Genomic DNA, 24,109 nt, shown 5'->3' on the forward strand with positions numbered 1-24,109 from the left:
GACGGACCCCCGCCGAGATCGGCGAGGGCCCGTCGTGGTTCGTTCGGACGGCGGACCGTCAGTCGTCCGCACCGCCGGAGGAGGGTCGGTCGCCGGCCTGCGAGCCCGCGTCATCCGCCTGGGAACCCGCGCCATCGGCCTGCGTACCGGCGTCGCCGGCCTGGTCGCCCGCACGCTCGGGCGCGCCGGCGCCGTCGGACGCCTGCTCGCCCGAGCCGATGCCCGAGCCGACGTTCTCCTCGGCGGTCTCGAGCCCGAACTCCGCGTTCTCGTCGGCGTGCTCGACCGCGGTGTCGAGGCCGGACCCGGCCTTCTCGTCGGCGTTCTCGAGCCCGGTGCTCGCGTCGCCGCCGTCGACGCCCTCGTCGCCGGCGACGTCATCGGTGAGGCCCGACTCACCGGCATCCACGCCGGCGTCCGTGCCGGCCATCTGGTCGAACACGACCTGCGCGGGCTCGGGCAGCATGCCCGCTGCTCCGGCCGCGCCCGCACCGGACGCGCCGACCGCCACCGCGGCCACCGCGCCCATCGAGATCTTCGCCGCGAGCCCCAGGCCCGCGAACCACTCCATCACCACTCGTCTCCTTGCCGACGGCGCGCGCGAAGGGGCGGGCGCCGCCTCGTCCGGGCTCTCATCGGGGACGACCCCGACCTCCGACCGGAGGCCGAGGCCGAATCGGGAGGCCACCGCGGCGCTCGGCCGCGGCGGCCCCCCGGATGACGAAGCACGGAAGCCGGCGATCGCCTCGGCGAGGGGGGAGAGGTCCTCACGGCCGTGGGGGGGACGACCGCGGAGGAGTGCCTCGGCGTCGTCGTCGGTGATCCGGTGCGTCGTCATCTCATTTCCCGCCATCGTCGAAGGCCCGCGCAGGGGTACGGCCTGCTGCGATCTTCCTGCGTATCGATTCGAGGGCCCGCCGCTGCAGCGCCTTCACGGCACCCGGTCGCTTCCGGAGCACGACCGCGACCTGCTCGACCGTCAGGTCGCCCAGGATGCGCAGCACCATCACGTCCCGCTGGTCGGGCGCGAGCGAATCGATGAGCACTCGGGCGGACCGATCGCCGAGACGCCCGAGCGCCTCCTCCTCGGCGCTCGGCGCGCGGCGATCGTCGAGTTCCTGCTGCCACTCCTCGTGCTCGCCCCGGCGCCCGCGGCGGCGCAGCTCGTCGGTGAGCCGTCGGTACGCGATCGTGAACACGAATGCGCGGAACTCGGCCTCCCCGCCGCGGAACGAGCCGAGCCGGTCGAACACGGCCAGGAAGACCTCGTTCGTCAGGTCGTCGGGCTCGCGCGATCCGCGCGCCCGGAGGAACGCCGCCACCGCCGGCGCGTACTCGTTCCAGAGCTCGGAGTTCGCCCAGCGTGCGCCCGCCTGCGCGGCGGCGAGGATCGCGTCGAAGGGCTCGGCGCCGAGCGAGGCGCGTGCGCGCGATGCGAGCTCCGCTCGCATCGGGGGGTGCGCCAGTGCGCCGTCGGGGTCGGCCACCCGCCGAGTGTATGGCACCCCGAACGGGGGACGACAGTCCCCGTTTCCACAGCCCTCAGCGCCGGCGCCGAGACCCCGTCCGCCGCATCGTCCAGGCGAGGTAGCCGCCGAGCGAGCCGATCACGCCGAGCCCCGTGCCCAGCATGACTCCCTCCCACGAACGCCACCGGCGCTCGCTCGCCACGAGGCTGCCGACCCCGGTGATGAACGCGGCGCTGATCATGCCGGCGACGAGCCGGTTGCCGATGCGCTCGGCGCGCCCGACGAGCGGTTCGAGCTCGGCCGCCCGGAGGTGGACCTGGATCCCGCCTTCGTCGGCATGCTCGAGCAACCGCCGCAGCGTCCCCGGCATGTCGAGTGCGAGCTCGCCGAGCTCGGCCGTGGCGCGCGCGATGCGCCTGGCGAGCACGATCGCACTGAGCCGCTCGCGCGCGAGCCGCTGGGCGTACGGACGAAGGGTCTCGCCGAGCCGGAACTCCGGGTCGAGCCGGAGCGCGAGCCCCTCGATGACGAGCAGCGCCTTGAACAGCAGGGCCATCTGGCGGGGCAGTCGCAGCCGATGCCGCCGCAGGATCCCGAACAGCTCGGCGATCATGCGCGCGAACGGCGTCTCCCGGAGCGAGTCGAGCCGGTAGCGCGCGAGGAAGTCGGCGAGGTCGTCCTGCAGGAGTTCGCGGTCGACGCCGGCCGAGGTCGGGGACAGGTCGATGAGCGCCGAGGCGAGTCGCTCGGGATCGCCGCGGACGAGCGCCACGAAGAGCGCGCCCAACTGGTCGCGCAGCGACTCGTCGATCTCGCCCACCATCCCGAAGTCGATGAGCGCGATCGTGCCGTCGGGCTGGACGAACAGGTTGCCGGGGTGCGGGTCGGCGTGGAAGAAGCGGTCCTCGAACGTCATCTTCAACACGATCTCGGCGCCGCGCCGCGCCACGCGCTTCCGGTCGACGCCGGCCGCGTCGAGCGCGGCCGCATCGCCCACGTTGAGGCCGGCCATCCGCTCGAGGGTGAGCACCCGCGACGTCGTGTAGTCCCAGTAGACGCGCGGGATCGCGACATCCGCCTCGAACTCGAAGTCCTCGGCGAAGCGCTCGGCGTTCCGCCCCTCCTGCAGGTAGTCGAGCTCGGCGAGCAGCGTCTGCGCGAACTCCTCCGCGAGACCCGGGGCGTCGTGCTCGCGGGCGAGGCTCCACGTGCGGCTCGCGCGGTCCGCGAGGTTGCGGAGGATCTCGAGGTCCTGGTGCACCTGCGCGACGGCCCCCGGCCGCCGGACCTTGACGACGACCTCCCTGCCGTCGTCGAGGACGGCCGCGTGCGCCTGCCCGATCGAGGCGGAGGCCAGCGGCACGTCCTCGAACGAGGCGAACAGTTCGTCGGCGTCGGCGCCGAGTTCGCTCCGGATCACGGCGCGGACCTGCTCCACCGGCACCGGCGGGGCGGCGTCCTGCAGCTTCGCGAGCTCGTCGGCGTACGCGGGCGGGACGAGGTCGGATCGCGTGGAGAGCAGTTGCCCGAACTTGATGAACGTCGGCCCGAGCTCCTCGAGGGCGCGGCGCAGGTGCTCAGGTCCGGCGTCGGCGAGGGCGTCGGCGGTGGCCGGGTCCGACGACCCGCGTCGGAACGGGTTCCGGCGTGCCGCACCGACCAGCCCGGCCAGGAAGCCGAAGCTGTGCCGGCGCAGGACCGCCGCGATCTCGCGGTACCGGGCGCTGTGCCGTGCGTCCGTGACCCCGCCGTTCAGAACTTCGACCCCAGCGCCTTCGCCTTGATCGCCTCGAACTCGCCGTCGCTGATGACGCCCTGGTCACGCAGCGCCTGCGCCTTCGCGATCTCCTCCGACGGGCTCGCGAACGAGATCTCGCGGTACTCCTCCGCCGTGTGCGTCTCGTACTCGACCTGCTTCCGCGCCGAGCGCTCGGCCATGCCCCGACCGCGCGCGATCAGGTACACGAGGCCGGTGAGCCAGGGCAGGAACACGAGGAAGATGATCCACACCGCCTTCAGCCACCCGTTCAGCGAGTGGTCGCGGAAGATGTCGATCACGATGTAGACGAGCACCATCAGGTAGGCGACGTACGCGAAGATCCAGAAGAAGAACCAGAACCACTGCCAGAGATCCACGGGGAGTTCCTTTCGACGGTTGCCTCGACGAGTCACACGGTACTCGCGCGCTCCGGAGATCGACGGCCTTTCGTCCCGGTGTCTCGAACGGGCCGGTCGGCGGCGGTGCGCCCGAGGCATCCGCTGCGGATCGGGGCCCGGACGGCTCACGCGACGCGGATGGCCCCCATCATGCCGAGGTCCTCGTGGTCGAGGATGTGGCAGTGGTACACGGTGCGGCCCGTGATGCCCTCGAAGGCGATCCGCACGACGACCCGGCCGCCTGCGGGCACCGGGACCACGTCGCGGCGATCCACGCCGGTCACTGGCGCGCCGTCGACCTCGACGAGCTGCATGGGCCACACGTGCAGGTGGAACGGATGGTCCATGGTGCTCGTGTTCTCGATCGTCCACTCCTCGATGGCGCCCGCCGACGGCTCGAGGTCCGTGCGCCCCTCGGCGTACGTCCGGCCGTCGATCGTGAACCCCATGCCCTGGCCCATGCCCCGGCCCATGCCCCCCATCGCGAGCGTGAGGGTCCGGCGCACGGCCACCTCCTCGTCTCGCAGGTCCCGCGCCGCAACGGATGCCGCGGGCAGCGGTGCGACGGATGCCGCGGCATCCCCCCGCACCGAGAGCCGCGCCAGGTCGGCGCCGGTCGTCGCGCTCCGCGGAGCGCCCATCGCGCCCATGCTGCCGCGGTCGAACGGCAGGGTCTGCAGCACCGCGTCGCCCGCCACCGCGTCGACCAGCACGTCGGCACGGTTGCCGGGGAGCAGCACGACCTCGTCGACGTCGCGCGGTTCCGGGTAGCGGCCGGCGTCGATCCCGAGGAGCCGCATCCGCTGCCCGTCGAGGCGCAGGCGCAGGTACCGCGAGGTGCACGCGTTCACGATCCGCCACCGCTCGCGCTCGCCCGGCGCCGCGACCATCGTCGGCAGCAGCCGTCCGTTGACGAGCACGAGGTCGCCCTCGCGGCCGAGCATCCGCTCGAAGCGCGATGCGGCGACGACGTCGCCGTTCGCGTCGAATGAGATGTCGGCGATGACGAGCACCCGCTCGCGCGCCACCGCGACCGGGTCCGCATCCTCGACGACGATCGCACCGTAGAGGCCGGCGAAGAGCTGGTCGGCGGTGGTGCCGTGGTGGTGCGGGTGGTACCAGAAGACCCCCGGCGGGTGACCCTCGCCGAGTTCGTAGGCGTAGTCGAAGGTGCCGCCGTCCGGGATCATCACGAACACGTTGTCGGAGTTCCCCTCCGGCGAGACCTCCAGTCCGTGGGTGTGCAGGTTCGTCGTGGCACCGAGGTCGTTGCGGTACCGCACCGAGATCCGGTCGCCGGGGCGGACCCGCAGGGTGGGTCCCGGCATGCCGCCCTCGAAGCCGAGCACGCGCACCTGCCGGTCGCCGACCGTCAGGGTCGTGACCGCCGCCACGAGATCGACGTCGAGGCGCCCGCCGGTGCTCGCGCGGACCTCGGGCTCGGAGAAGGTCTCCTCCGTCGTGTCCGACGGCGTCCCGTCGGGCGACGCGCCCGCGCCGGTGTCGGACGGCGCGGCGGCCTCCTCGCCGACGCCGGACCCGGCCCACCAGGCGAGGCCGCCCGCACCGACGGCGATCGCACCGACGGCCGCGGCACCGCCGATCAGGACGGCCCGACGGCTCGGGCCCGACGTCTCCGGCTCGGGCGGGCTCACTCGCCGAGCGCCGCGAAGAGCTCGTAGACCATGAACGCCGGCCAGAACAGGCCTTGGAAGATCGCCCAGACGTATTCCCAGAACGCATCCGCCTGCTGCCAGAAGTACACCCAGGCCCCGAAGATCCCGAGTCCGTAGATCGCGCCGCCTCCGGCGAGACCCGCGTTCGATCCGTTGCTCATCGCGCACCTCCCGACTCCGAGGCTAGGCGGCGGGCCGGTGCCGCCGCGGGTCCAACGGCCCTCGCCGACGGCGAACCGCCCGCGAGGCTCGGAAGTGGGCGGGAGCCCCGCGCGCCGGTGACGGCGCGACGTCCGCAACGAAGCTGGAGCAGCCATGCCACGCACCTACGTCGTCACCGGAGCCGCGAGCGGCATCGGCCGCGCGACGGCCGACCTCCTCGTCGAACGCGGCCACCGGGTCATCGGGGTCGACCTCCACGACGCCGACGTGAACGTCGACCTGACGACCGACGAGGGGCGGGCGGACCTCGTCTCGGCCGTCGCCGAGGCGAGCGGCGGCCGCATCGACGCGATCATCGCGAACGCCGGCCTCGCCCTCCCGATCGCGAAGACCGCGGCCGTGAACTACTTCGGCGCGCTCGCGACGCTCGAGGGGCTCCGGCCGCTGCTCGCGGGCTCCCCGGCCCCGAGAGCGGTCGCGACCGCCTCGATGGCCTCGCTCTACCCGCCCGACGATGCCCTGCTCGACGCGTTCCTCGCGGGCGACGAGCCGGCCGCGCTGGCCCGAGCCGCGGAACTGGAGGCCGGTCCGCCCGAGCAGGCGAACCTCATCTACGGCACCACCAAGCGCGCGCTCGTGCGGTGGATCCGACGCAACGCGCCCGGGCCCGACTGGGCGGGTGCCGGCGTCCCGCTCAACGCGATCGCGCCCGGCGTGGTCGAGACGCCCATGACGGCGGCGTACACGAGCACCGAGGAGGCCCGGACGGCGATCCTCGAGATGGTGCCCATGCCGCTGAACGGGATCTTCCAGCCGCGCGACGTCGCCTACCTGCTCGCGTGGCTCACGAGCGAGGAGAACGCGCACCTGTGCGGCCAGGTCGTCTTCGTCGACGGCGGGTCCGACGCGGTCATCCGCGGCGAATCGAACTGGTGATCCTCAGCGGCCCGGCCGCCCCGGCGGGTCGGGCTGCTCCGGCGGGTCGGTCTGCCCCGGCCGCCCCTCGGGCTGCCCCGGCCCGTCGTCGTCCCACTTCGTGCCCTCGAGGTCGCCGCGGAGCGTCCCCGTGATCTCGTCCACCGCGGCGCCGACCGTCGGCGCGAACCGGTCGGGCGTGAATCGATCGGCCAGCCCGTAGCGGCGGAGCACGTCGACGACGGGGTCCTTCATCTCCGCGATGACGAGGCGGATGCCGCGGCTCGCGAGCCAGTCGTCGAGCTCGACGAACTCGTCGATCGCGGTCGTGTCGATGTCGGTGATCGGCTCGGCGGCGAGGATCACGGTGCGGATGTCGGGCCCAGCCGCCTCGACGCGCGAGCGGACGAAGTCGTCGAAGAGCCCGCCGTTCGCGAAGAACAGCGGCGCGTCGAACCGCACGATCACCACGCCGGGGATGCGCTCGCCCTCCGGGTTGCGCGACAGGTCGTGGTACCCGCGGAGCCCCGTGACCCGGCCGAGCTCCGCACGGTACGGCTGCCACGAGTGGTACACGAACGCCAGGAGCGAGAGCCCGATCGTCACGGCGATGCCCTGGATGACGCCGAAGGCGAACACGCCCACGAACGCGGCCGCCGAGAGCGCGGCGTCGACCCGGTCCATCCCGACGAGCCGCACGAACCCGCGCACGTCGATCAGGCGCGCCGCCGCCGTGACGACGACCGCCGCGAGCGTCGCCGACGGCAGGAACTCGGTCACGCCCGGCGCGAGCAGGATGAACAGGACGAGCAGCACCGCCCCCACGACGCCCGTGAGCTGGGACTTCGAGCCCGCCTGCTCGGCGACGGGCGTGCGCGACGAGGAGGCCGAGATCGGGAACCCGCCGAACAGCCCGGCAGCCACGTTCGCCGAGCCGATCGCCGCCATCTCGCCGCTGCCGCTCACGGTCTCGCCGCGACGTGCGGCGAGCGCGCGAGAGAACACCGCGGTATCGGTGAAGGCGACGAGCGCGATGCCCGCGGCCGGGAGCGCGAGGCCCGCGACATCCGCCCACACGAGGCCGCCGAGCGCAGGAGCCGGCAGTCCCGACGGGAGCGCGCCCACCACGGGCAGCTGCTCCCCGAGGCCGAGGACCCACGTGACGAGGGTCGCCGCGACCACCGCCACGAGGACGCCGGGCACGGGTGAACGGAGGAGGGTGAGGCCCACGATCACGGCGAGCGAGCCGAGGCCGAAGGCCACCGCGAGCGGCTCGGCCTCGCCGCCGACGAGGGCCGACCAGATCGCGCCGACCTCGGCGACGGGTGAATCGCCGTCGACCGAGAAGCCCAGCAGCGGCGGGACCTGCGAGATGAGCACGAGCAGGGCGATCGCGTTGAGGTACCCGACCCGGATCGGCTTGGAGAGCAGGTCGGTGACGAACCCCAGCCGGAGCAGCCCGCCGAGGAGCAGGATCGCGCCGACCATGATCGCGAGCAGTCCGGCGAGCGCGACCGCCCGCTCGTCGTCGCCGACCGCCAGCGGGAGGATCGCCGCGGCGATGATCGGCGCGAGCGCCGAGTCGGGCCCGAGCACGAGGATGCGGCTCGGCCCGAAGAGGGCGTAGGCGAGCAGCGGCACGATCGTCGCGTAGAGGCCCGTCTCGGGCGGCAGGCCGGCGACGCGCGCGTAGCCCATCCCGGCGGGGATGAGCAGGGCGGTGACGACGATCCCCGCGCGCAGGTCGGGCACGAGCCAGTCGCGACGGTAGTCGCGCGCGACCTCGACGCCGGGCGGCACCCAGCGCGGCATCCGCCGTCGCCCCCGCTGCTCGTTCGCGCCCATCCGGCCTCCGGTTCCGATGATGGCGGATGGTGCGGCCGCGCGTCAGGCCTTCGCCGACGTGTCGACCGATCGCCAGACCGGCGGGTGGGGCAGGCGGTTCTCGCGATACAGGCGGTAGGCGAACGGCGCCCAGACGACGAGGGCGACGCCCGCACCGACCAGGGCCCCGCCGATCGTGTCGCTCAGCCAGTGCGCGCCGAGGTACATGCGGCTGAGCATCATGAGCACGGTCCAGGCGATGCCCGCCACCCACACCCAGGTCCGCATGAACACGAGCCCGAGCGCGGTCGCGATGAGCGCGGCCGCCGAGCTGTGGCCGGACGGGAACGAGCCGAAGTCGGGCTGGACCAGGATGTCCTCGGGCCGCACCCTGCCGACCAGCACCTTCACGAGCCGGGTCACGCCGGCGCTCGCGAGCGTCGCGATGCCGAAGTAGAGCGCGGCCCAGGGCCGCCGCCACGCGAGCAGCCCGGCGGCGATCAGGATCGGGAAGACCACGTTGGACATGGTGCCGCCGCCGAGCACGTCGAGCACGAGGGCGCCCGAGGTGACGGCCGGCGTCCGGACCGCGGCGAGCGCGGTCATCAGGTCCACCTCGAACGCGAACGGCTCCCGAGCCTCGGTGTAGACGATGACGCCGCCGACGAGTCCGACGCCGCACAGCGCGATGATGCCCGCGGCCAGCCACGGGCGGCGACTGACGCGGAGCGGTGCGGGCGCGTGCGCGTGCGACTGCCGGGCGTCGCGAGGGGCTTCGGTTCCGGTCGCGTCGCGGGGCGTCGGCGCCTCCGGCCGAGCGCCGGTGTCGTCAGTGCCGCTCATCGCGCCCCCATGCCTCGGGCCGACGGTCGGACTCGGCGATCTGCTCGGCCGACCCGACGCGCACCGTGCGCCACGTGTCGACCGCGATCACGAGGCCGAGCACGACGAGCGAGAGGAAGATCGACCCGAGCGCGTCGGTCGCCCAGTGGTAGCCGAGGTAGATGCGGCACGCCGCCGTGAGGACCACGATGACCGCCGCCGCGACGAACGCCAGCGTCGTGACGACCGGTCGCCGGTGCCGTGAGAACACGAGGTAGGTGCCGATGAAGAGGAAGTCGGCGACGCCCATCACGTGTCCCGACGGGAACGACGAGGTCGGGTCGTAGCCGAAGAGCATCTCGTCGGCCGGTGGCCGGTCGCGCGCGATGAGCGGGGCGAGCAGCTGCACCGTGATCACGCCGAGGATCATTCCGCCCGCGAGCAGCAGCGGTCGCCAGGCGTGCTTCGCGAAGACGCCCCACGCCACCGTGGTCACCAGGATGATGATCGGCATCGCGATCGGTCCGAACCCGACGGCGAGCACGATCATGAACACCGTCAGCCAGTCGTCGCGGCCCGACTCGAACCACGCCTGGACGGGGGCGTCGATGTACGAGATGTCGTCGGACTCGAGGATCGAGTCGAGCACCACGAAGAACCCGACCAGGCCGGCGACGACGAGCGCCGCGGCGGTGACGTAGAGGTTGCGGCGCGCCCTCGACGACAGGTACCGCTCCTCGACGATGAACCGCTCGTGGAACCGCCGCCAACGGCCGCGATCGGCGTCCTCCGGCGCTCCGGCCGTCGACACGCCGTCCTGTGCTCCACTCCCCTGCGTCCCGGCACCGGGTTCGGCCACGGCGCACCTCCTCTCGACCTCCGCGCGGGCGGAGGTCCCCACAGTATGCCGCGAGCGACCGCGACGGCTCAGGGGGTTGCGCCTTCGCCGACTACGTGTCGCGCTCGACCGGCCCGATGTCCTCGCGGTGGTCGTCCTCCCCGCCGGGCGGGAAGTCGTGGCGGTCGGGCTTGCGGCTGAGCGCCAGCACGCTCACCGTGAACCCGCCCCACACCAGCACGATCGCGAGGACCAGGAAGAAGACCGCGGTCCCGGTCATGACCGACCCCCTTCCGTCGACGTGCCGGCATCAGCCCGCCGCATCGGCTCGGGCAGCGGCGGCCACGGTCGGAACGCGTCCGGGCTGCGCCGCCACCGGATGCCGGTCAGCACGGCCGCCGCGACGATGAAGAACGCCACCGTCCCCCACCCCATCAGGGCGAGGTACCAGTCGGGGTAGCCGCTGTAGCCCTCGACCATGAGCGAGACGATGCGCTGGATCAGCATGTAGCCGAGGACGATCGGGGCGAGGACGCCCGCCAGGACGGTCCACACCCCGCCGACACGGAACGTCGAGACCGCGTTCAGGTGGTAGCGCAGCTCCGGGCCCTTGCGGAGCACCCAGAAGGCGAAGATCCCGGCGAGCACGGCCGAGAGGACGATGCCGATGTTGTTGGCCCAGTTGTCGACCGTGTCGAGCGCGATGAGCCCCGTCGTCGTCGAGAAGAGGAGCACCGAGAGGATCATCGACACGATGCCCACCCGGGTCGCCGCCTGTCGGGGGGAGAGCCCGAACTTCTCCTGGAACCCCGCCGACACGACCTGCAGCACCGAGAGCAGCGACGTGAACCCCGCCATCGCGAGCGAACCGAAGAAGAGAATGCCGAAGATCGGCCCGCCCGGCATCTGCGAGACGATCGCGGGGAAGGTGATGAACGAGAGTCCGACCCCGGTCAGCCCCTCGAGCTCGGCGACGGAGACGCCCTGCTGGAACGCGAAGAAGCCGAGCGTGGCGAACACGCCGATCCCGGCGAGGATCTCGAACGACGAGTTCGCGAACGCGACCACGAGGCCCGGGGTCGTCAGGTTCGAGCGGCGCCGGCGGTACGACGCGTAGGTGATCATGATGCCGAACGCGATCGAGAGCGAGAAGAAGATCTGGCTGTACGCCGCGATCCAGACGTCCGGATCGGCGAGCGCCGAGAAGTCGGGAGTGAAGAGGGCGTTCAGGCCGTCGCCGGCGCCCTCGAGGAACAGCGAGCGGACGACGAGCGCGGCGAACGCCACGACCAGCAGCGGCAGGAAGATCACGTTGATGCGCTGGACGCCGCGCGCGACGCCGAACGCCAGGACGACGATCGCGGCGACCCAGATGATCACGAGCGGGATGAGCACGGCCGGCACGAACGTGAACGAGAACCCGGGATCACCGACCTGCAGGTAGTCCCCGGTGAGGAAGCCCGCGGTGTCGTCGCCCCAGCGGAGGTCGAACGAGAACACGAAGTAGCTCGCCGCCCACGCGATCACGACCGTGTAGTACAGCGCGATCACGAAGCAGATCATGACCTGGAACCAGCCGAGGCTCTCGAGCCACTTCAGGCGCCCGCCGCCGAGCCGTCGGAACGCCGTCGGCGCCGCGCCCCGGAAACGGTGCCCGAGCGCGTAGTCGAGGAACAGGATCGGGATGCCCGCGGTGACGAGCGCCACGAGGTAGGGGATGAGGAACGCGCCCCCGCCGTTCTCGTACGCGACCCCCGGGAACCGCCAGATGTTGCCGAGGCCGACGGCCGATCCGATCGCCGACAGGATGAACCCGACCTGCCCCGTCCACATCTCGCGCGGCTGCGCCGCCGTGTGCTCGCCTGCGGTTGCCGACATTCGCGCCTCCCCGGCCCGTCGCCTGCGGTCGCGGCGCCATCGCCGTGCGACCCGAACGACTGAACGCTACCAAGCGCGGGGCGGATGCCGCAGCCCTTCCTCCGCGCGCGTCACTCCGCGTCGGCGGCGACCAGGCGGCCCGACGCGACCGCACGCGCGAACGCCTGGTAGTCGCGCTCGTTCTGGTCGGCGTAGTCGGCCGCGAATGCGGCGATCGCGTGGTCGAACCGGTCGGACTTCCCCAGGTAGGCCGCGATCGCGACCCGGTCGCCGGCGCGCGCATGGGCCCGCGCCAGCGTCGCCCCGCACATCTCCGCGTAGAGCAGGCCGGCCTTCGGCGTCATCAACTCGATGTCGGCCGCACCCTTGCCGTCGGCGAGCTGGCGGAGGTAGAAGTCGCGACGCACCCCGTCGACGCCGATCACGCGCTGCCACCCGAGGAAGAGGTCGCTCGCGGCCTGCATCAGGCGCTGGCCGCGCACGACGCGCTCGCCGTGGTTCGCGTAGGCGCTCGGCGGCAGGAACCGCTCGAGCACCGACGGCTGGGCCTCCTTGGCCTGCAGCATGAGCGGGTCGCGGTCGTCGCGTCCGCGCATCAGGATGACCCACGCCCGCGTGCCGACGCTGCCGACACCGACGACCTTGCGTGCCATGTGCACGTAGTCGTACTCGGCGATGGGGTGGCGTTCGAGCGGCAGCGTGGACCGGTACTCCTGCAGGAGGCCGCGCATGATCCGCTCCTCGTCGGCTCGGGTCAGCTCATCGGCGACGAGCTCCTCGATCGGGACGATGAGCGGCGGATCGGCGGCGATGCGCATGACGCCCCCCTCGCTCCGGACGAGCCTGCTGAACGCGCGAACGCTGTCGCGCCGGCGGGCCTTCGCCAGCGTCGCCTCGCTCCGCTCCATCTGCTTCCGGCCGATCCGGCTCGCCGCCCGTTCGCGCTCGAACCACTCGCGCAGCGCGGCCGCATCGAGGTGCTCGTACCAGGCGTCGAGGACCCGGGACTGCGCAGCGCGCCGCATCTGCTCGCGGTAGGCCGCCACGCTCGCGAGGACCACCCGGCGCCGGTCGTGGTCGTCGAAGCCCCGGTAGCGCGCCGCGATCTCGAAGCTCGCCGCGAGCCGCTTGACGTCCCATTCCCATGGTCCGGGCAGGGTCTCGTCGAAGTCGTTCAGGTCGAAGACCTGGTCGCGCTCGGGCGACGCGAACAGCCCGAAGTTCGACAGGTGCGCGTCGCCGCAGATCTGGGCCACGATCCCCGAGACGGGCGTGCGCGAGAGGTCGGACGCCATGATGAGCGCCGCGCCCCGGTAGAACGTGAACGGCGAGACGAGCATGCGCGCGTAGCGGATGGGAACGAGCTCGGGCACGCGGCTCTCGGCCTGCTCCTCGAGCAGCGCGACCGGGTCGGGCCGATCGGCGGGCGGCGTCCAGCCGGCGTGGGATCGGCGCGGGGCGTTCGCCCGGGCCGCACGCCCCGCGGCGGCGCGGCCGGCGAAGTCGTGTCGCGGCGCCGGATCGGGGATGCCGGTCGAGGAGGGACCCGGCGCGGGATCCGGTCCGGTCGGCGGGCGGTCGAAGCCGGTGGTGGTGCTCATGGTCGTTCCCCGATCTCCTCTGAATCGTTCGCTCGGCGCCCGCCGGCCGGTGGAGCGCGACCCTCGACCTCGTCCGGGATGCCCCGTGAGAGCAGCAGCGCGAGCAGCGCGATGGCGATGAGCCCGACGAACGCGACCCGCAGGGCCTGCAACTGCGCGGCGCCGTAGACCCTCGACAGCTCGGCCGCGTCGTCGTCGGACAGGCCGGCGTCGGTCCCGATCCGGGCGACGGTCGACGCCGGCACCAGCTCGACGCCATCGCTCGTCGCCTCGGCGACGGCCGTGCGCACGTCGCCCGACAGGTCGCTCGCCGCGACCCCGCCCGCGAACGACGTCGCAAGCGCGCTGATCAGCATCGAGCCGATGAGCGCCGTGCCGAGCGACGAACCGAGGTTCTGGAACACGCCCTGCATGCCGCCGACCTCGCTCGACTTCTCGGGGCCGACGCTCGACATGTTGACGTTGCCGAGCTGGGATGCGAGGAGGCCGAGCGCCGCGCCCGCGATGAACATCCCGACGCTGAAGGCGACCTGCCTGAGTTCCTGGTCGACCGATGCCAGGAGGAGCACGCCGGCCGCCGCGAGCACGACCTGCCCGACGGCGACGATCCGCTTGGGCGACCAGCGGGTGGAGAGGCGCGTGCCGGCGAACGAGAACAGGATGAGCGAGATCGACAGCGGGAAGATGCGCAGGCCGGTCTGCAGCGCGTCGAGCCCGAGCGTCATCTGCAGGTAGACCGGCACCATGAAGAAGAGGCCGGCGGTGACGGCGTACTGCGCGCCGAGCGAGGAGAGTCCGCTCCGCAGGCGGTCGATTCGCAGGAGCCTGACGTCGAGGAACGGCTCGCGGCCGGTGTCGATCAGCCGACGCTGCCGCCTGCCGAACCAGGCGAGCAGTCCCAGCCCGCCGAGGATCAGCCAGGCCGCGAGCGAGACGCCGAACGGGGCGATCTCGACGCCGGCGATCTCGGGTGACTGGAGCGGGATGATCCATCCCCACGTCTTGCTCTGGAGCATCCCGAGCACGACGGCGATCAGGCCGACCGACGAGAGCAGCACGCTGAGCACGTCGATGCGCACCCGCACGGGCTCGTGGCGGTCGGCGATGCGCCTCGCGAACAGCACCACCACGGCCATGACGACGACCTCGCCGATGAAGACGTACCGCCACGAGGCGTAGGTCGTCAGGAATCCGCCGATGAGCGGCCCCGCGGCGACGGCGGCGCCGGAGGCGGCGCCGATCATCGCGTAGGCCGTGACGCGCGCCCGGCCCTCGTAGTTGTCGGCGATGAGCGCGGCGATCGCCGGAATGACGAGCACCGCGCCGACGCCCTCGACGACCGACCAGCCGGCGAAGAGCACCACGATGCTCGGGCTGAGCGCGGTCGTGAGCGACCCGAGCGCGTAGATGATCGCCCCGATCACGAAGGCGCGCAGCCGCCCCCACACGTCGCCGAGCTTCGCGCCGACGAGCATGAGCGCGGCCATGGTGAGCGTGTAGAAGGTGATCGCGGCCTGCATCGCCGAGACCGTCGTGTCGAGGTCCTGGACGACCTGCGAGATCGAGACGTTCATGACCGTGCTGTCGAGGACCATCACGAACTGGGCCGAGGCGAGCGCCGTGACGACGACCCACGAGGTCCGCGGGGGTGCGTGGCCCGCTGACGAGTCGGCCGGCACCCCGCCGTCCGGCGGCGCAGTCGAGTCCGGTGGCTCAGGCCGCGCTTCGGAAGGGCTCATGGTGGTATCCCTCTCGGTCGAGGATGGCGATCGTGGACTCCGGGACCTCGATGAAGACGCCGGGCAGGTCGTTCAGGGGTTCGGACACCACCAGGTGGGCGTGCTCGCCGAACTGCGCCAGCCGCTCGGCGTCCGGGTACATCTCGCGGATGGTCGGCAGGTCGGCCGAGTGGAAGAGGCTGCGGGACCGACCCTGCGTCGAGTAGCGCACCGCCCAGATCGTCGCTCCGTCGGCGACCGCGACCGTGCCCTGCATCGGGAACATGATCCCGTGGTCGCGGCCGACCCGCTCGACGAGGTCGACCGTGGCGCGGAGCGCCGCGACCGGGTCGTCGACGAGTCCGTGCGTGATCGCGAGGTGGAAGAGCACCTCCGAGTCGGTCGTCCCGAGGACGTGGGGGTAGAGCGACGGGTCGATCGCGAGCGTCAGCTCGCGCTTGACCTTCGCGAACTCGGCGAGGAAGCCGTTGTGCATGAACAGCCAGTTCTCCCAGCGGAACGGATGGCAGTTCGTGCGCTGGATCGGCGGTCCGGCGGCCGCGCGCACGTGGCTGAAGAAGAGGGGGCTCTCGATGGCCCTGGCCAGCTCCCGGACGTTCTCGTCGTTCCACGCGGGCTCGGTGCTGTGGAACACCGCGGGGATGCTGCCCGCGACGGCGCCGATCGGGTACCACCCGATCCCGAATCCGTCGCCGTTCACCGTCTCCGCGCCGAGCGGCGAGTCCAGGGACTGCGCGACGAGCGAGTGGGTCGCGTCGAGGAGGACCGCCGAGGTCCGCAGCGGCTCACCCGAGTACGCCAGCCATCGGCACATGCGAACGCCTCCCCCCGCCGTGGAGCCCGCCGCGGTCGCCGCCATTCTGGACCCGATCGGACGGCGCCGATGGGTCCAAGGTCTCACTCCTCCGGCTCTGCCGGGAGCGGGCAGGCCGCGGCATCCGTCATGCGCTTCGTCGCCTGCTCGAGCGACCACGGGAGCTCGACGAGCGGCAGGTCGCGACCCTCGGCCGGCGCCGCCTTGGAGGCGATGGAGGCGAGCGCGAACGCCGCCTCCCTGACCAGGGCTTCTCCGCCCGTGGAGTTGTTGAGCGCCACGACGACGGTGAGCCCGGTCGACGCGTCCGTGAACATCGCGGAGAGCGCGCCGATGGACTCGCCGGCGACGCCGCGGAGCGGCCCGTACTGCTGGGCGCCGATCCCCTGCGCCTGCCAGCCGGGCGCGTCTCCGCCGAACGGCGTGAGCGTCCACACGTCGCGTGCGGTGGCCTCCTGGAACATCGCGCCGGTCGCGAAGGACTCGCTGATCGCCTTCGCGTCCGCGAGCGTGGTTCGGGCGCCCGAGGCGGTCCCGCCGATCGAGCTCGAGCGCCTCGAGACGTCGACGATGGCGTCGCACACCGGCTTGCCGCCCGAGTACGTCGCGGCGTAGCCGCCCAAGGCGCCCGCGTACGACGGGTCGTTCGCCGCCGGAATCGACGTGTCCTCGAGCTGGAGGGGGTCGATGACGTACTGCTCCGCGAGGTCGGACCAGGATCGGCCGGTCCGCTCCTGGAGCGCCTCGGTCAGGAGCAGGATGCCGGTGCGCGACTCGGCCCAGGTCGTCCCCGGCTCTCCCTTCCGACCCGCGGCGAGGCCGCTCGCCAGCAGTTCGTTGGGGGGCCAGATCCGCTCGGGGTTCTTGACGAAGTGGGTGCGGAGCGGGCGGTAGTAGTCGGCGATGCCCGATCGGTTCCGGCAGAGCTGCTCCAGCGTGATGCCGTCGAGCCCGGGAATGCCGTTCACCAGGTCGGACACCTGGTCGTCGAGCTCGACGACGCCGGCGTCGACGAGGCGCAGCATCACCGCGCAGGTCAGTTCGCCGGTTCCCTCGGCGAGCTGGAAGCGCGTGTCGGCCGTGACCGCGTCGGCGCCGTCCGTCAGGTCGACCGTGCCGGTGCCCGCGGTCCAGCTGCCGGCCCAGGGCGCCCAGACGCCGGCGACTGCGCCGCTCGATCCGCTCAGCCGGACCGCCTCGGCGAGGGTCGCGTCGAGCTGCTCGACGACCTCCGCGTCGAACGCGCCCTCGACCTGGTCGAAGTCCGCGGCCGGGCTGTCGGCGCCGGTGCACGCGCTCAACGCGACCGCGACGACGGCAGACGCCATCGTCGCTGCGACCAGCCGACGCATCCGCCCTGTCCGTGCAGCCACCGTGCCCCCCGCCGTGTGTCCGCTGCGATTGTAACCCGATCGGCAGGGCCTTCCGCACGGCATTGCGCGGCGACCCGGCGACGTGCTGCGTGCGTCCGCGGAGCGTGTCCCCCGATGGGAGGACCGGCGGATCCAATCCGTCCTCGCCGTCGCGCCGAACCCCGTGCAGCACGGCACGGGCCGCGCACATCCACAAGGAGGCATCGCCATGAAGAACTCACCGAACCGCATCGCCGCGACCGTGTTCGGAGCGGTCTACGTCCTCGTCGGCCTGCTCGGCTTCGCCGTGACCGGCGGCGTGGACTTCATCGCCACCGAGGGCGGGCTGCTGCTCGGCGTGTTCGCGGTGAACCCGCTCCACAACATCGCGCACCTCGCGATCGGCGCAGCCCTCCTCATCGCGGGGCTGTCCAACATCGCGGCGGCGAAGACCGTGAACGCGATCGTGGGCGCGGCCTACCTGCTGCTCGGCGTGGTCGGCTTCTTCATCGCCGGCACGCCGGCCAACATCCTCGCGCTCAACACGCCCGACCACTTCCTGCACCTGGCCAGCGCGATCGTGCTGCTCGGCGTGGGCGTCGGCGCCGAGCGCTCCGCACGCGTGGCGACGGCCTAGGGAGCCCGCCATGCACGCATCGGCGACGATGACCCGTACCTGGCCCATGCTCGCCGCCCTCGGCGGCGGCCTGGTCCTCACGGCCCTCGCCGCCGGTGCCGGGGGTGCACCGCAGGCCGTCCTGGCCGGGCTCGGCGTCGCCGCGCTCGGCTGGGGCGTCCTGTCCCTCCGCGGAGGCCGCCCCCTCGCCCCGCGGACGGTGCTCGCGACGTCGGTCGCCTCGCTCGCCCTGGGCGGCGTCGCCGTCGCATCCGACGGCCTGAGGGATGTCCCGGGCCTGCCGCTCGCGGCGGCCGCCGTGTTCCTCGCCGCCGTCGCGCTGTCGGTGGCCGGCGCGGCACGCGGTCGACGCTCCCGCCGTGGCGGCGCCGGGGCGGCCGCGAGCGACCGCGCGCCCGGGACGGCGGCGGAGGCGGGTCGCGCGGTCGCGGGCCTCGTGATCGGCGCCGTGCTCGTCTCGGCGCTCGCGACCCCCGCCCTCGCCGCCACCGAGGCCGGCCGTTCCGCCGTGCCGCACGGGGAGCATGGGCCGGGCGCCGACCACGCGCCGACCGCTCCGACCCACCACTGACCACCCGACCGCGGCCGGGGGCGCGTGGCGATGACGCCCCCGGCCGCCTCTCCTGCAGCGCGCCCGCGCGCTCCCGACGCCGACGGCCCGCCGACGGCCCGCCGGCGCGGTCAGCCGTGCGCCGCCGACTCCGCGGCGAACAGGTTGAGCACGAGCACGCCGGCGACGATGAGGCCGATCCCGATGAGCTTCGGCACCGAGATCGACTCGCCGAGGAACAGCACGCCGATCGCGACGATGGCCGCCGTGCCGACGCCCGACCAGATCGCGTAGACGATGCCGATCTCGAGCTCGCGGACGGTCAGCGCGAGCATCCAGAACGAGAAGCCGTAGCCCGCGAGCACCGCGACGGTCCACCACAGCCGGGTGAAGCCCGCCGTGAAGCCGATCAGGCTCGTCGCCGCGACCTCGGCCGTGATCGCCAGTGCGAGGAACACCCATGCCATGTGGGCGAGTCTCCCAGATCGGCGGGCACGCGACCGACCGTCGTGGATCAGGCGGGCAGCTCGTCGGCCGTGCCGAGGTCGCGGTCCGCCCCCGACATGAACCGCTCGACGTCGCGGTCGACGATGATGTCGCGCGGCACGAGCGGTCGGGCGAGGTAGAGCCCCTCGAGGCTCGTCAGGCGCGAGAGGGCGACGTACGTCTGGCCCGGGCTGAACACGCGCGAGCCGAGGTCGACGATCGCGGTCTCGTAGCTCGCGCCCTGCGACTTGTGGATCGTGACCGCCCACGCCAGTCGCAGCGGGAACTGCGTGAACTCGGCGACGATCTCGCGCTCGAGCTTCTTCGCGACCGGATCCCACGAGTACCGGTACTTCTCCCAGGTCGCGGGCTCGACCTCGTGCTCCTCGCCGTCGATCTCGACGCGGACCTCGCGCTCGAGCGACGTCACGGTGCCGATCGTGCCGTTCACCCAGCGCGGGGCCTCGCCCCAGCCGGCCGTGTCGTTGCGCAAGAACATGACCTGCGCGCCGACCTTCAGCTCGAGCCGCTCGTCGGCGGGGTAGCCGCGGCCGCCGAACTCGCCGTTCACGTCGGCCTCGTTCGCGATCGAGTGCCCGGGCAGCCGGTGCAGCGCCGCGCGGTTGATGCGGTTGACCGTCTCGTTCGTCGTCGCGAGCGTGATCGCGCCCTGCTCGGGCAGCGGACGACGCGCACCGGTGTCGTTCAGCACGCCCGCGATCTCGGCCGTGACCATCCCGTGCCGCACCGCGTTCAGCATGTGCTTGAACGCGTCGTCGTGCTGCCGGTGGATCTCGCCGAGCTCGTAGATGCGCAGGTCGGCCTCCTGCCAGACCTTCGCGTCGAAGAACCACATCGACCGGTAGGTGTCGGCGAAGTAGCGGCGCTCGTCGCCCGAGCCGGGCACCGGCGCGAGCTGGTACGGGTCGCCGAAGAGCACGACCTGCACCCCGCCGAACGGCTCCAGCGGGCGCTGTCGCGCCTGCCGAAGCGAGCGGTCCATCGCGTCCATGAGGTCGGCGTTGACCATCGAGACCTCGTCGACCACGAGCGTGTCCATGGCGTTGAGGATCTTGCGGACGGCGTCGTTCTGGTCGATCTCGTGGTCGGCGACGACGCCGATCGGCAGGCGGAACAGCGAGTGGATGGTCTGCCCGCCGACGTTCAGCGCCGCGACGCCCGTCGGCGCGCAGATCACGATCTGCTTGGAGGTGTTCCAGTTGAGGTGGTTCAGCAGCGTCGACTTGCCCGTGCCCGCGCGGCCGGTCACGAACACGTGCCCGCGCGTGTGCTCGATCGCCCGGAACACCGCCTGCTGCTCTGCGGTGAGGGTCACGTGCTGCAACGGTCGGCCTTCGGTCTCGCTGGGTTCGACGGGGGTTCGGCGCACCGCCTCGCGCGCCGCTGGTCGTGGGGCGGATGCCGCGGGCGGGCGTCTTCACTGTAGACCGCGATCCCCGGCCCCGGGCCCCGGTCGCGGCATCCGTCGACCCGTCACACGTCGTTGTGGAGAAACCGTGCCGTCACACGGCGCTGTCTAGACTTGGCGGGTGGGGAGCTCGGGCCGACGTGAGGGACGCCTGTCGCCGGTCGCGATCGTCGGGTGGACAGGCCTCGCCGTCATGCTCGTCGCCGGGTTCCTCGCCGCGCTCGGCGGTCTCAACCAGAGCCTGTACGGTGCCCCCGCGTTCGTCGAGCGCTACCTCGACGCGATCGCCAGCGACGACATCGTGAGCGCCGCGGCGACGCCGGGCGTCCGGCTCGACGAGGGCGACCTGGCCGGCGCGGGCCTGCCCGCCGACATCTCCACGGCCATGCTCCGCTCGAACGTCGTCGACTCGGGTCCGGAGGACGTGCGCGTCATCTCCGACGAGGCGCACGACGACGGGCGGCACACCGTGACGGTCAGCTACCGGCTCGACACCGCGATCGTGCAGACCGCGTTCGTCGTGAGCCCGATCGAGCCGCTCTACGGCGTGCTGCACCGCTGGGAGTTCGCGACGAGCCCGCTCGCCGTGCTCGAGGTCACGGCGGCCCAGAGCCCTCTGTTCACCGTCGGGTCGCTGACGCTCGACGCCCGCGCGACGAAGTCCGGCGATGACCTGTCGGCGTTCAGCCAGACGACGCCCTACCTCGCGATCGCCCCCGCCGTGTACGAGTTCGGCTACCAGTCGACGCTCCTCGAGGCGGTCCCGGTCCAGGTCATCGCCGAGCCCGGCGCGCAGGCCGAGGTCACGGTTGACTCCCTGCCGACCGAGGCGTTCGTGGAACGCGTCCAGGTGAAGGTCGACGAGTACCTCGTCGACCAGTGCGCGAGCCAGCCCGTGCTCCAGCCGGCCGGGTGCCCGTTCGGCGTCGTCATCGACGACCGCATCGTCGGCGAGCCCGCCTGGAGCATCGTCGAGTCTCCCGTGGTCACGCTCGTGCCGAACGACACGAGGTTCGAGATGCCGCCCACGCCGGGCCTCGCCCACATCTCGGTCGAGGTGCAGTCGCTGTTCGACGGCACGTTCTCGACGCTCGAGCAGGACGAGTCGTTCACGCTCGCCCTCGAGGCGACCGTCCGGCCCGACGGATCGATCTCGATCCAGCTGCGCTGACTCGACCTCCGACGCTGACGACTCGGCGTCACTCCCCGGGTCTCGCGGACTCGCTCAGCGAGCGCCGTCGCGCTCGGCGAGCGCCGCGAGCCTGGCGTTGTACTCCTCCAGCTCGGCCTCGCCCGTCCGGTCCGCGTGCCGGTCGCGCCGCTTCGTCTCCTTGGCGTCGGATCGCGACCACTGCACGGCGACGGTGATCGCAAGCGCGACCGTCGGGATCTCGCCGATCGACCAGGCGATGCCGCCGCCGACCTGCTGGTCGGCGAGCGCATCGGTGCCCCAGCCCATCGCGCCGTACCAGTCCGCGAGCATCAGGCCGGTGCCCATCATGATCGCGAGGCCGAAGAACGCGTGGAACGCCATCGTGCCGAGCAGCAGCAGCAGCCGGAACGGGTAGGGCAGTCGGTACGGCACCGGGTCGATGCCGATGAGCGACTGCACGAAGAGGTACCCCGTGATGAGGAAATGGGTGATCATCCACTCGTGCCCGATGTGATCCTCCATCGACCACCGGAACAGCGGCGAGTAGTAGAACACCCAGAGCGAGCCCGCGAACAGCACGGCCGCGACGATCGGGTTGGCGATCACGGATGCGAACCTCGAGTGCACCGCGAGCAGGATCCACTCGCGACCGCCGCGGCTGCCGTCCTTCCTGGGGCGGATCGCCCGGGCGGCGAGCGTCACGGGCGCCCCCGGCACGAGCAGCACCGGCACCGCCATCGTGAGCGCCATGTGGCCGAGCATGTGCGCGGAGAAGAGATACTGCTCGTACGCGGCGACGCCGCCACTCGTGATCCAGGCCAACAGCAGCAGCCCGGCGACCCAGAGCACCATGCGGTAGACCGGCCAGCGGTCGCCGCGACGGCGCAGGCGGACCACGCCGGCCACGTAGAAGAAGATGCCGAACCCGCACGCGATCAGCCACAGCAGGTCCGGGCTCCACTCGGTGAAGTAGCGCAGCGCGTCGGGCGCGGGCGGGAGCGGCTCCCCCGTGAGGATCTCGGCGGGCGTGCGCGCGAGTCCGCCGGAGACGTCCTCGGCCACCGGCGTCGCGGTCCGCGCGAGCGCGGCGGCGACGCCCGAGGCGATGCCCATGAACGCGAGCTCGACGACCACGAGCAGCCAGAAGGTTCGATTCGCCGACCCGCCTGCCGCACCGGTTCCGCTTCTCGCGGCGTCGGCGCGGAGCATCCGCCCGATCATGACGCGTCGCTGCGTGGCACCGAACAGGCCGAGCGCGCCGAGCGCGCCGACCTTCATCACGACGAGCACCCCGTACTGCGTCGCGAGCTGGTCCCAGGTGCCGATCCGCAACGCGGCGCTCGCGTAGCCCGAGATCGCGACGACGATGAACGCGACGAGCGCCACGGTCGAGTAGCGCGAGAGCACCACCGCGAGACGATCACCGTCGAGCGCCGGCTTCAGCAGGACGATCGTGACGAGCCCGCCGAGCCATGCGGCGGCGAAGACGAGGTGGAGCCCGAGGGCCGTGATCGCCTCGTTGTGCCCCGAGGCTCCGGCCGCGTGGCCCTGCTGCGCCATCGGCACGAGCGCGACGACCGCGAGCACGGCGACGAACACGAGCGCGGTGTGGTTGCGGACCGCGAAGCACAGGACGGTGACCGCGGCCGCGATGAGCGTCGTCGCGAGCCACGCCTGCCCGAGCTCGATCGACGTGACGAACTGGCCGAGCTGCTGGCCGAAGCGGTCGCTCAGCGAGAACTCGGCGCCGGTGACGAGCATGAACGTCAGCACGCCGGTGGCGGCGCTCGCGACGGTGAGCACGGCGGCGGACGCCGCGGCCACGTCGAGCGCGAGGTCGAACTCCCGGCGCGTGGGGCTCAGCGCCCAGACGGCCAGGACGAGTGCGCCGATCATGCCGGCTGCGCCGAGGTTGACGAACAGCTTCGCGACCGGGACGCCCCACCGGGCGACGGGCCCCGGGTCCTGGATCGGGTAGGGCTCCGCACCGCCGCCGTATGCGAGGGCGGCGATCATCGCGGCGAGCGCGACGGCGACGAGGGCGGCTGGGCCCAGCACGCGGGCGGAACGGATCACCGTACGAGCCTAGGCGAGCCGGCTGGGAGGCCTCGCCCCGGCGCTCGCCCGTGCACGACGAAGGGGCGCCCGGGAATGCCGGGCGCCCCTTCGGGAGTCGCCGAGTGCGTCTGCTGGCGCGCGCGGGGTTACTTCGCGGCGGCCTTGAGCTTCGAGCCCGCGGTCACCTTGACCGAGTTGCCGGCGGCGATCTGGATGGTCTCGCCGGTCTGCGGGTTGCGGCCCGTGCGGGCGGCGCGGTGGGTGCGCTCGACGGCGAGCCAGCCCGGGATGGACACCTTGGTGCCCGAGCCGACCGACTCGGCGAGGGTGTCGAAGAAGCCGTTGAGCACGGCGTCGACGGCCGTCTGGCTCTGGCCCGTCGATGCGGCGATCTTGGCAACGAGCTCCGACTTGTTGAGCGACTTGTCAGCCATTGAATGTCCTCCTCGGACCTTCGCTGTTGGTACAGCTGTCGTGTGGAAACACGGAGAACCGATCTCACGATCGCCCCCGTAGCCGTTCAGGCCGCCTCGAATGTAGCAGAGTCCC

At 72.4% G+C, this 24,109-nt stretch carries 23 protein-coding genes; 4 read left to right on the forward strand and 19 right to left on the reverse strand.

Going from position 1 to position 24,109, the window contains the following annotated elements:
• Positions 1–58: 58 nt before the first annotated feature.
• From ABME02_RS09150 to ABME02_RS09175, 6 genes are all read right to left on the reverse strand, one after another.
• The gene (locus ABME02_RS09150) at positions 59–574 is read right to left on the reverse strand and encodes a hypothetical protein (protein WP_353814992.1); all 516 of its coding nucleotides are present in this window, start codon (positions 572–574) and stop codon (positions 59–61) included.
• 265 nt (positions 575–839) lie between these two features.
• Positions 840–1,487, reverse strand: coding sequence for an RNA polymerase sigma factor (locus ABME02_RS09155; RefSeq protein WP_353814993.1), 648 nt, complete (start codon positions 1,485–1,487; stop codon positions 840–842).
• A 55-nt stretch (positions 1,488–1,542) separates the two neighbouring features.
• Positions 1,543–3,225, reverse strand: a complete 1,683-nt coding sequence (locus ABME02_RS09160; protein WP_353815323.1) for an ABC1 kinase family protein — start codon at positions 3,223–3,225, stop codon at positions 1,543–1,545.
• Entirely contained in the window at positions 3,222–3,605 is a 384-nt protein-coding gene (locus tag ABME02_RS09165; protein WP_353814994.1) for an SHOCT domain-containing protein, read from the reverse strand. The genes ABME02_RS09160 and ABME02_RS09165 overlap by 4 nt, the downstream gene beginning before the upstream one ends.
• 146 nt (positions 3,606–3,751) lie before the next feature.
• The gene (locus ABME02_RS09170) at positions 3,752–5,281 is read right to left on the reverse strand and encodes a multicopper oxidase family protein (protein ID WP_353814995.1); all 1,530 of its coding nucleotides are present in this window, start codon (positions 5,279–5,281) and stop codon (positions 3,752–3,754) included.
• The gene (locus ABME02_RS09175) at positions 5,278–5,463 is read right to left on the reverse strand and encodes a hypothetical protein (protein WP_155053041.1); all 186 of its coding nucleotides are present in this window, start codon (positions 5,461–5,463) and stop codon (positions 5,278–5,280) included. Before ABME02_RS09175 ends, ABME02_RS09170 begins: the two co-directional genes overlap by 4 nt.
• Before the next feature lie 154 nt (positions 5,464–5,617).
• Here ABME02_RS09175 and ABME02_RS09180 point away from each other — a divergent pair, with 154 nt between their 5' ends.
• Entirely contained in the window at positions 5,618–6,400 is a 783-nt protein-coding gene (locus tag ABME02_RS09180; RefSeq protein WP_353814996.1) for an SDR family oxidoreductase, read from the forward strand.
• A gap of 3 nt (positions 6,401–6,403) precedes the next feature.
• On the opposite strand, the gene ABME02_RS09185 is transcribed toward ABME02_RS09180, so the two are convergent.
• The 9 genes from ABME02_RS09185 to ABME02_RS09225 form a co-directional block, all read right to left on the reverse strand.
• Positions 6,404–8,224, reverse strand: a complete 1,821-nt coding sequence (locus tag ABME02_RS09185; RefSeq protein ID WP_353814997.1) for a SulP family inorganic anion transporter — start codon at positions 8,222–8,224, stop codon at positions 6,404–6,406.
• A gap of 42 nt (positions 8,225–8,266) precedes the next feature.
• Complete coding sequence (locus tag ABME02_RS09190) at positions 8,267–9,046, reverse strand: phosphatase PAP2 family protein (protein WP_353814998.1); 780 nt, start codon at positions 9,044–9,046, stop codon at positions 8,267–8,269.
• Complete coding sequence (locus ABME02_RS09195) at positions 9,033–9,884, reverse strand: phosphatase PAP2 family protein (RefSeq protein WP_353814999.1); 852 nt, start codon at positions 9,882–9,884, stop codon at positions 9,033–9,035. The genes ABME02_RS09190 and ABME02_RS09195 overlap by 14 nt, the downstream gene beginning before the upstream one ends.
• A gap of 91 nt (positions 9,885–9,975) precedes the next feature.
• On the reverse strand, positions 9,976–10,143 hold the full coding sequence (locus ABME02_RS09200) for a methionine/alanine import family NSS transporter small subunit (protein ID WP_353815000.1): 168 nt from the start codon (positions 10,141–10,143) through the stop codon (positions 9,976–9,978).
• Positions 10,140–11,741 (reverse strand): sodium-dependent transporter, encoded by a 1,602-nt coding sequence (locus ABME02_RS09205; protein ID WP_353815001.1) that lies wholly within the window; start codon positions 11,739–11,741, stop codon positions 10,140–10,142. Before ABME02_RS09205 ends, ABME02_RS09200 begins: the two co-directional genes overlap by 4 nt.
• 110 nt (positions 11,742–11,851) lie before the next feature.
• Positions 11,852–13,342, reverse strand: a complete 1,491-nt coding sequence (locus ABME02_RS09210; RefSeq protein ID WP_353815002.1) for a DUF2252 domain-containing protein — start codon at positions 13,340–13,342, stop codon at positions 11,852–11,854.
• A complete protein-coding gene (locus tag ABME02_RS09215) occupies positions 13,339–15,081 on the reverse strand; it encodes an MFS transporter (protein ID WP_353815003.1) in 1,743 nt (580 codons plus the stop codon). The genes ABME02_RS09210 and ABME02_RS09215 overlap by 4 nt, the downstream gene beginning before the upstream one ends.
• Entirely contained in the window at positions 15,056–15,895 is an 840-nt protein-coding gene (locus tag ABME02_RS09220; protein WP_353815005.1) for a class II glutamine amidotransferase, read from the reverse strand. The genes ABME02_RS09215 and ABME02_RS09220 overlap by 26 nt, the downstream gene beginning before the upstream one ends.
• An 83-nt stretch (positions 15,896–15,978) precedes the next feature.
• Positions 15,979–17,223: a serine hydrolase domain-containing protein gene (locus tag ABME02_RS09225; protein WP_353815006.1), complete on the reverse strand. Its 1,245-nt coding sequence runs from the start codon at positions 17,221–17,223 to the stop codon at positions 15,979–15,981.
• Between the two features lie 253 nt (positions 17,224–17,476).
• Between ABME02_RS09225 and ABME02_RS09230 the strand changes: the two genes are divergently transcribed.
• The gene (locus ABME02_RS09230) at positions 17,477–17,884 is read left to right on the forward strand and encodes a DUF4383 domain-containing protein (RefSeq protein WP_353815007.1); all 408 of its coding nucleotides are present in this window, start codon (positions 17,477–17,479) and stop codon (positions 17,882–17,884) included.
• Between the two features lie 10 nt (positions 17,885–17,894).
• On the forward strand, positions 17,895–18,455 hold the full coding sequence (locus tag ABME02_RS09235) for a hypothetical protein (RefSeq protein ID WP_353815008.1): 561 nt from the start codon (positions 17,895–17,897) through the stop codon (positions 18,453–18,455).
• A 110-nt stretch (positions 18,456–18,565) separates the two neighbouring features.
• Here ABME02_RS09235 and ABME02_RS09240 read toward each other — a convergent pair whose 3' ends face one another.
• Positions 18,566–18,901: a DMT family transporter gene (locus tag ABME02_RS09240; protein WP_353815009.1), complete on the reverse strand. Its 336-nt coding sequence runs from the start codon at positions 18,899–18,901 to the stop codon at positions 18,566–18,568.
• A 47-nt stretch (positions 18,902–18,948) separates the two neighbouring features.
• Complete coding sequence (locus tag ABME02_RS09245) at positions 18,949–20,265, reverse strand: ATP-dependent DNA helicase (RefSeq protein WP_353815010.1); 1,317 nt, start codon at positions 20,263–20,265, stop codon at positions 18,949–18,951.
• 205 nt (positions 20,266–20,470) lie between these two features.
• On the opposite strand from ABME02_RS09245, the gene ABME02_RS09250 reads away from it, so the two are divergent.
• A complete protein-coding gene (locus ABME02_RS09250) occupies positions 20,471–21,520 on the forward strand; it encodes a hypothetical protein (protein ID WP_353815011.1) in 1,050 nt (349 codons plus the stop codon).
• A 54-nt stretch (positions 21,521–21,574) separates the two neighbouring features.
• On the opposite strand, the gene ABME02_RS09255 is transcribed toward ABME02_RS09250, so the two are convergent.
• On the reverse strand, positions 21,575–23,518 hold the full coding sequence (locus tag ABME02_RS09255; protein ID WP_353815324.1) for a bifunctional copper resistance protein CopD/cytochrome c oxidase assembly protein: 1,944 nt from the start codon (positions 23,516–23,518) through the stop codon (positions 21,575–21,577).
• A gap of 188 nt (positions 23,519–23,706) precedes the next feature.
• Positions 23,707–23,994, reverse strand: coding sequence for an HU family DNA-binding protein (locus ABME02_RS09260; protein ID WP_129233735.1), 288 nt, complete (start codon positions 23,992–23,994; stop codon positions 23,707–23,709).
• Positions 23,995–24,109 lie beyond the last annotated feature (115 nt).

Origin of the sequence: Agromyces zhanjiangensis (genome assembly GCF_040496055.1) — a bacterium.
Lineage (GTDB): Bacteria > Actinomycetota > Actinomycetes > Actinomycetales > Microbacteriaceae > Agromyces > Agromyces zhanjiangensis.

Coding starts and splice junctions, on each gene's coding strand:
- ABME02_RS09175 (WP_155053041.1), bottom strand. CDS start 5,463: ATGAGCAACGGATCGAACGCGGGTCTCGCCGGAGGCGGCGCGATCTAC.
- ABME02_RS09180 (WP_353814996.1), top strand. CDS start 5,618: ATGCCACGCACCTACGTCGTCACCGGAGCCGCGAGCGGCATCGGCCGC.
- ABME02_RS09185 (WP_353814997.1), bottom strand. CDS start 8,224: ATGGGCGCGAACGAGCAGCGGGGGCGACGGCGGATGCCGCGCTGGGTG.
- ABME02_RS09190 (WP_353814998.1), bottom strand. CDS start 9,046: ATGAGCGGCACTGACGACACCGGCGCTCGGCCGGAGGCGCCGACGCCC.
- ABME02_RS09200 (WP_353815000.1), bottom strand. CDS start 10,143: ATGACCGGGACCGCGGTCTTCTTCCTGGTCCTCGCGATCGTGCTGGTG.
- ABME02_RS09205 (WP_353815001.1), bottom strand. CDS start 11,741: ATGTCGGCAACCGCAGGCGAGCACACGGCGGCGCAGCCGCGCGAGATG.
- ABME02_RS09210 (WP_353815002.1), bottom strand. CDS start 13,342: ATGAGCACCACCACCGGCTTCGACCGCCCGCCGACCGGACCGGATCCC.
- ABME02_RS09215 (WP_353815003.1), bottom strand. CDS start 15,081: ATGAGCCCTTCCGAAGCGCGGCCTGAGCCACCGGACTCGACTGCGCCG.
- ABME02_RS09220 (WP_353815005.1), bottom strand. CDS start 15,895: ATGTGCCGATGGCTGGCGTACTCGGGTGAGCCGCTGCGGACCTCGGCG.
- ABME02_RS09225 (WP_353815006.1), bottom strand. CDS start 17,223: ATGGCGTCTGCCGTCGTCGCGGTCGCGTTGAGCGCGTGCACCGGCGCC.
- ABME02_RS09230 (WP_353815007.1), top strand. CDS start 17,477: ATGAAGAACTCACCGAACCGCATCGCCGCGACCGTGTTCGGAGCGGTC.
- ABME02_RS09235 (WP_353815008.1), top strand. CDS start 17,895: ATGCACGCATCGGCGACGATGACCCGTACCTGGCCCATGCTCGCCGCC.
- ABME02_RS09240 (WP_353815009.1), bottom strand. CDS start 18,901: ATGGCATGGGTGTTCCTCGCACTGGCGATCACGGCCGAGGTCGCGGCG.
- ABME02_RS09255 (WP_353815324.1), bottom strand. CDS start 23,518: ATGATCGCCGCCCTCGCATACGGCGGCGGTGCGGAGCCCTACCCGATC.
- ABME02_RS09260 (WP_129233735.1), bottom strand. CDS start 23,994: ATGGCTGACAAGTCGCTCAACAAGTCGGAGCTCGTTGCCAAGATCGCC.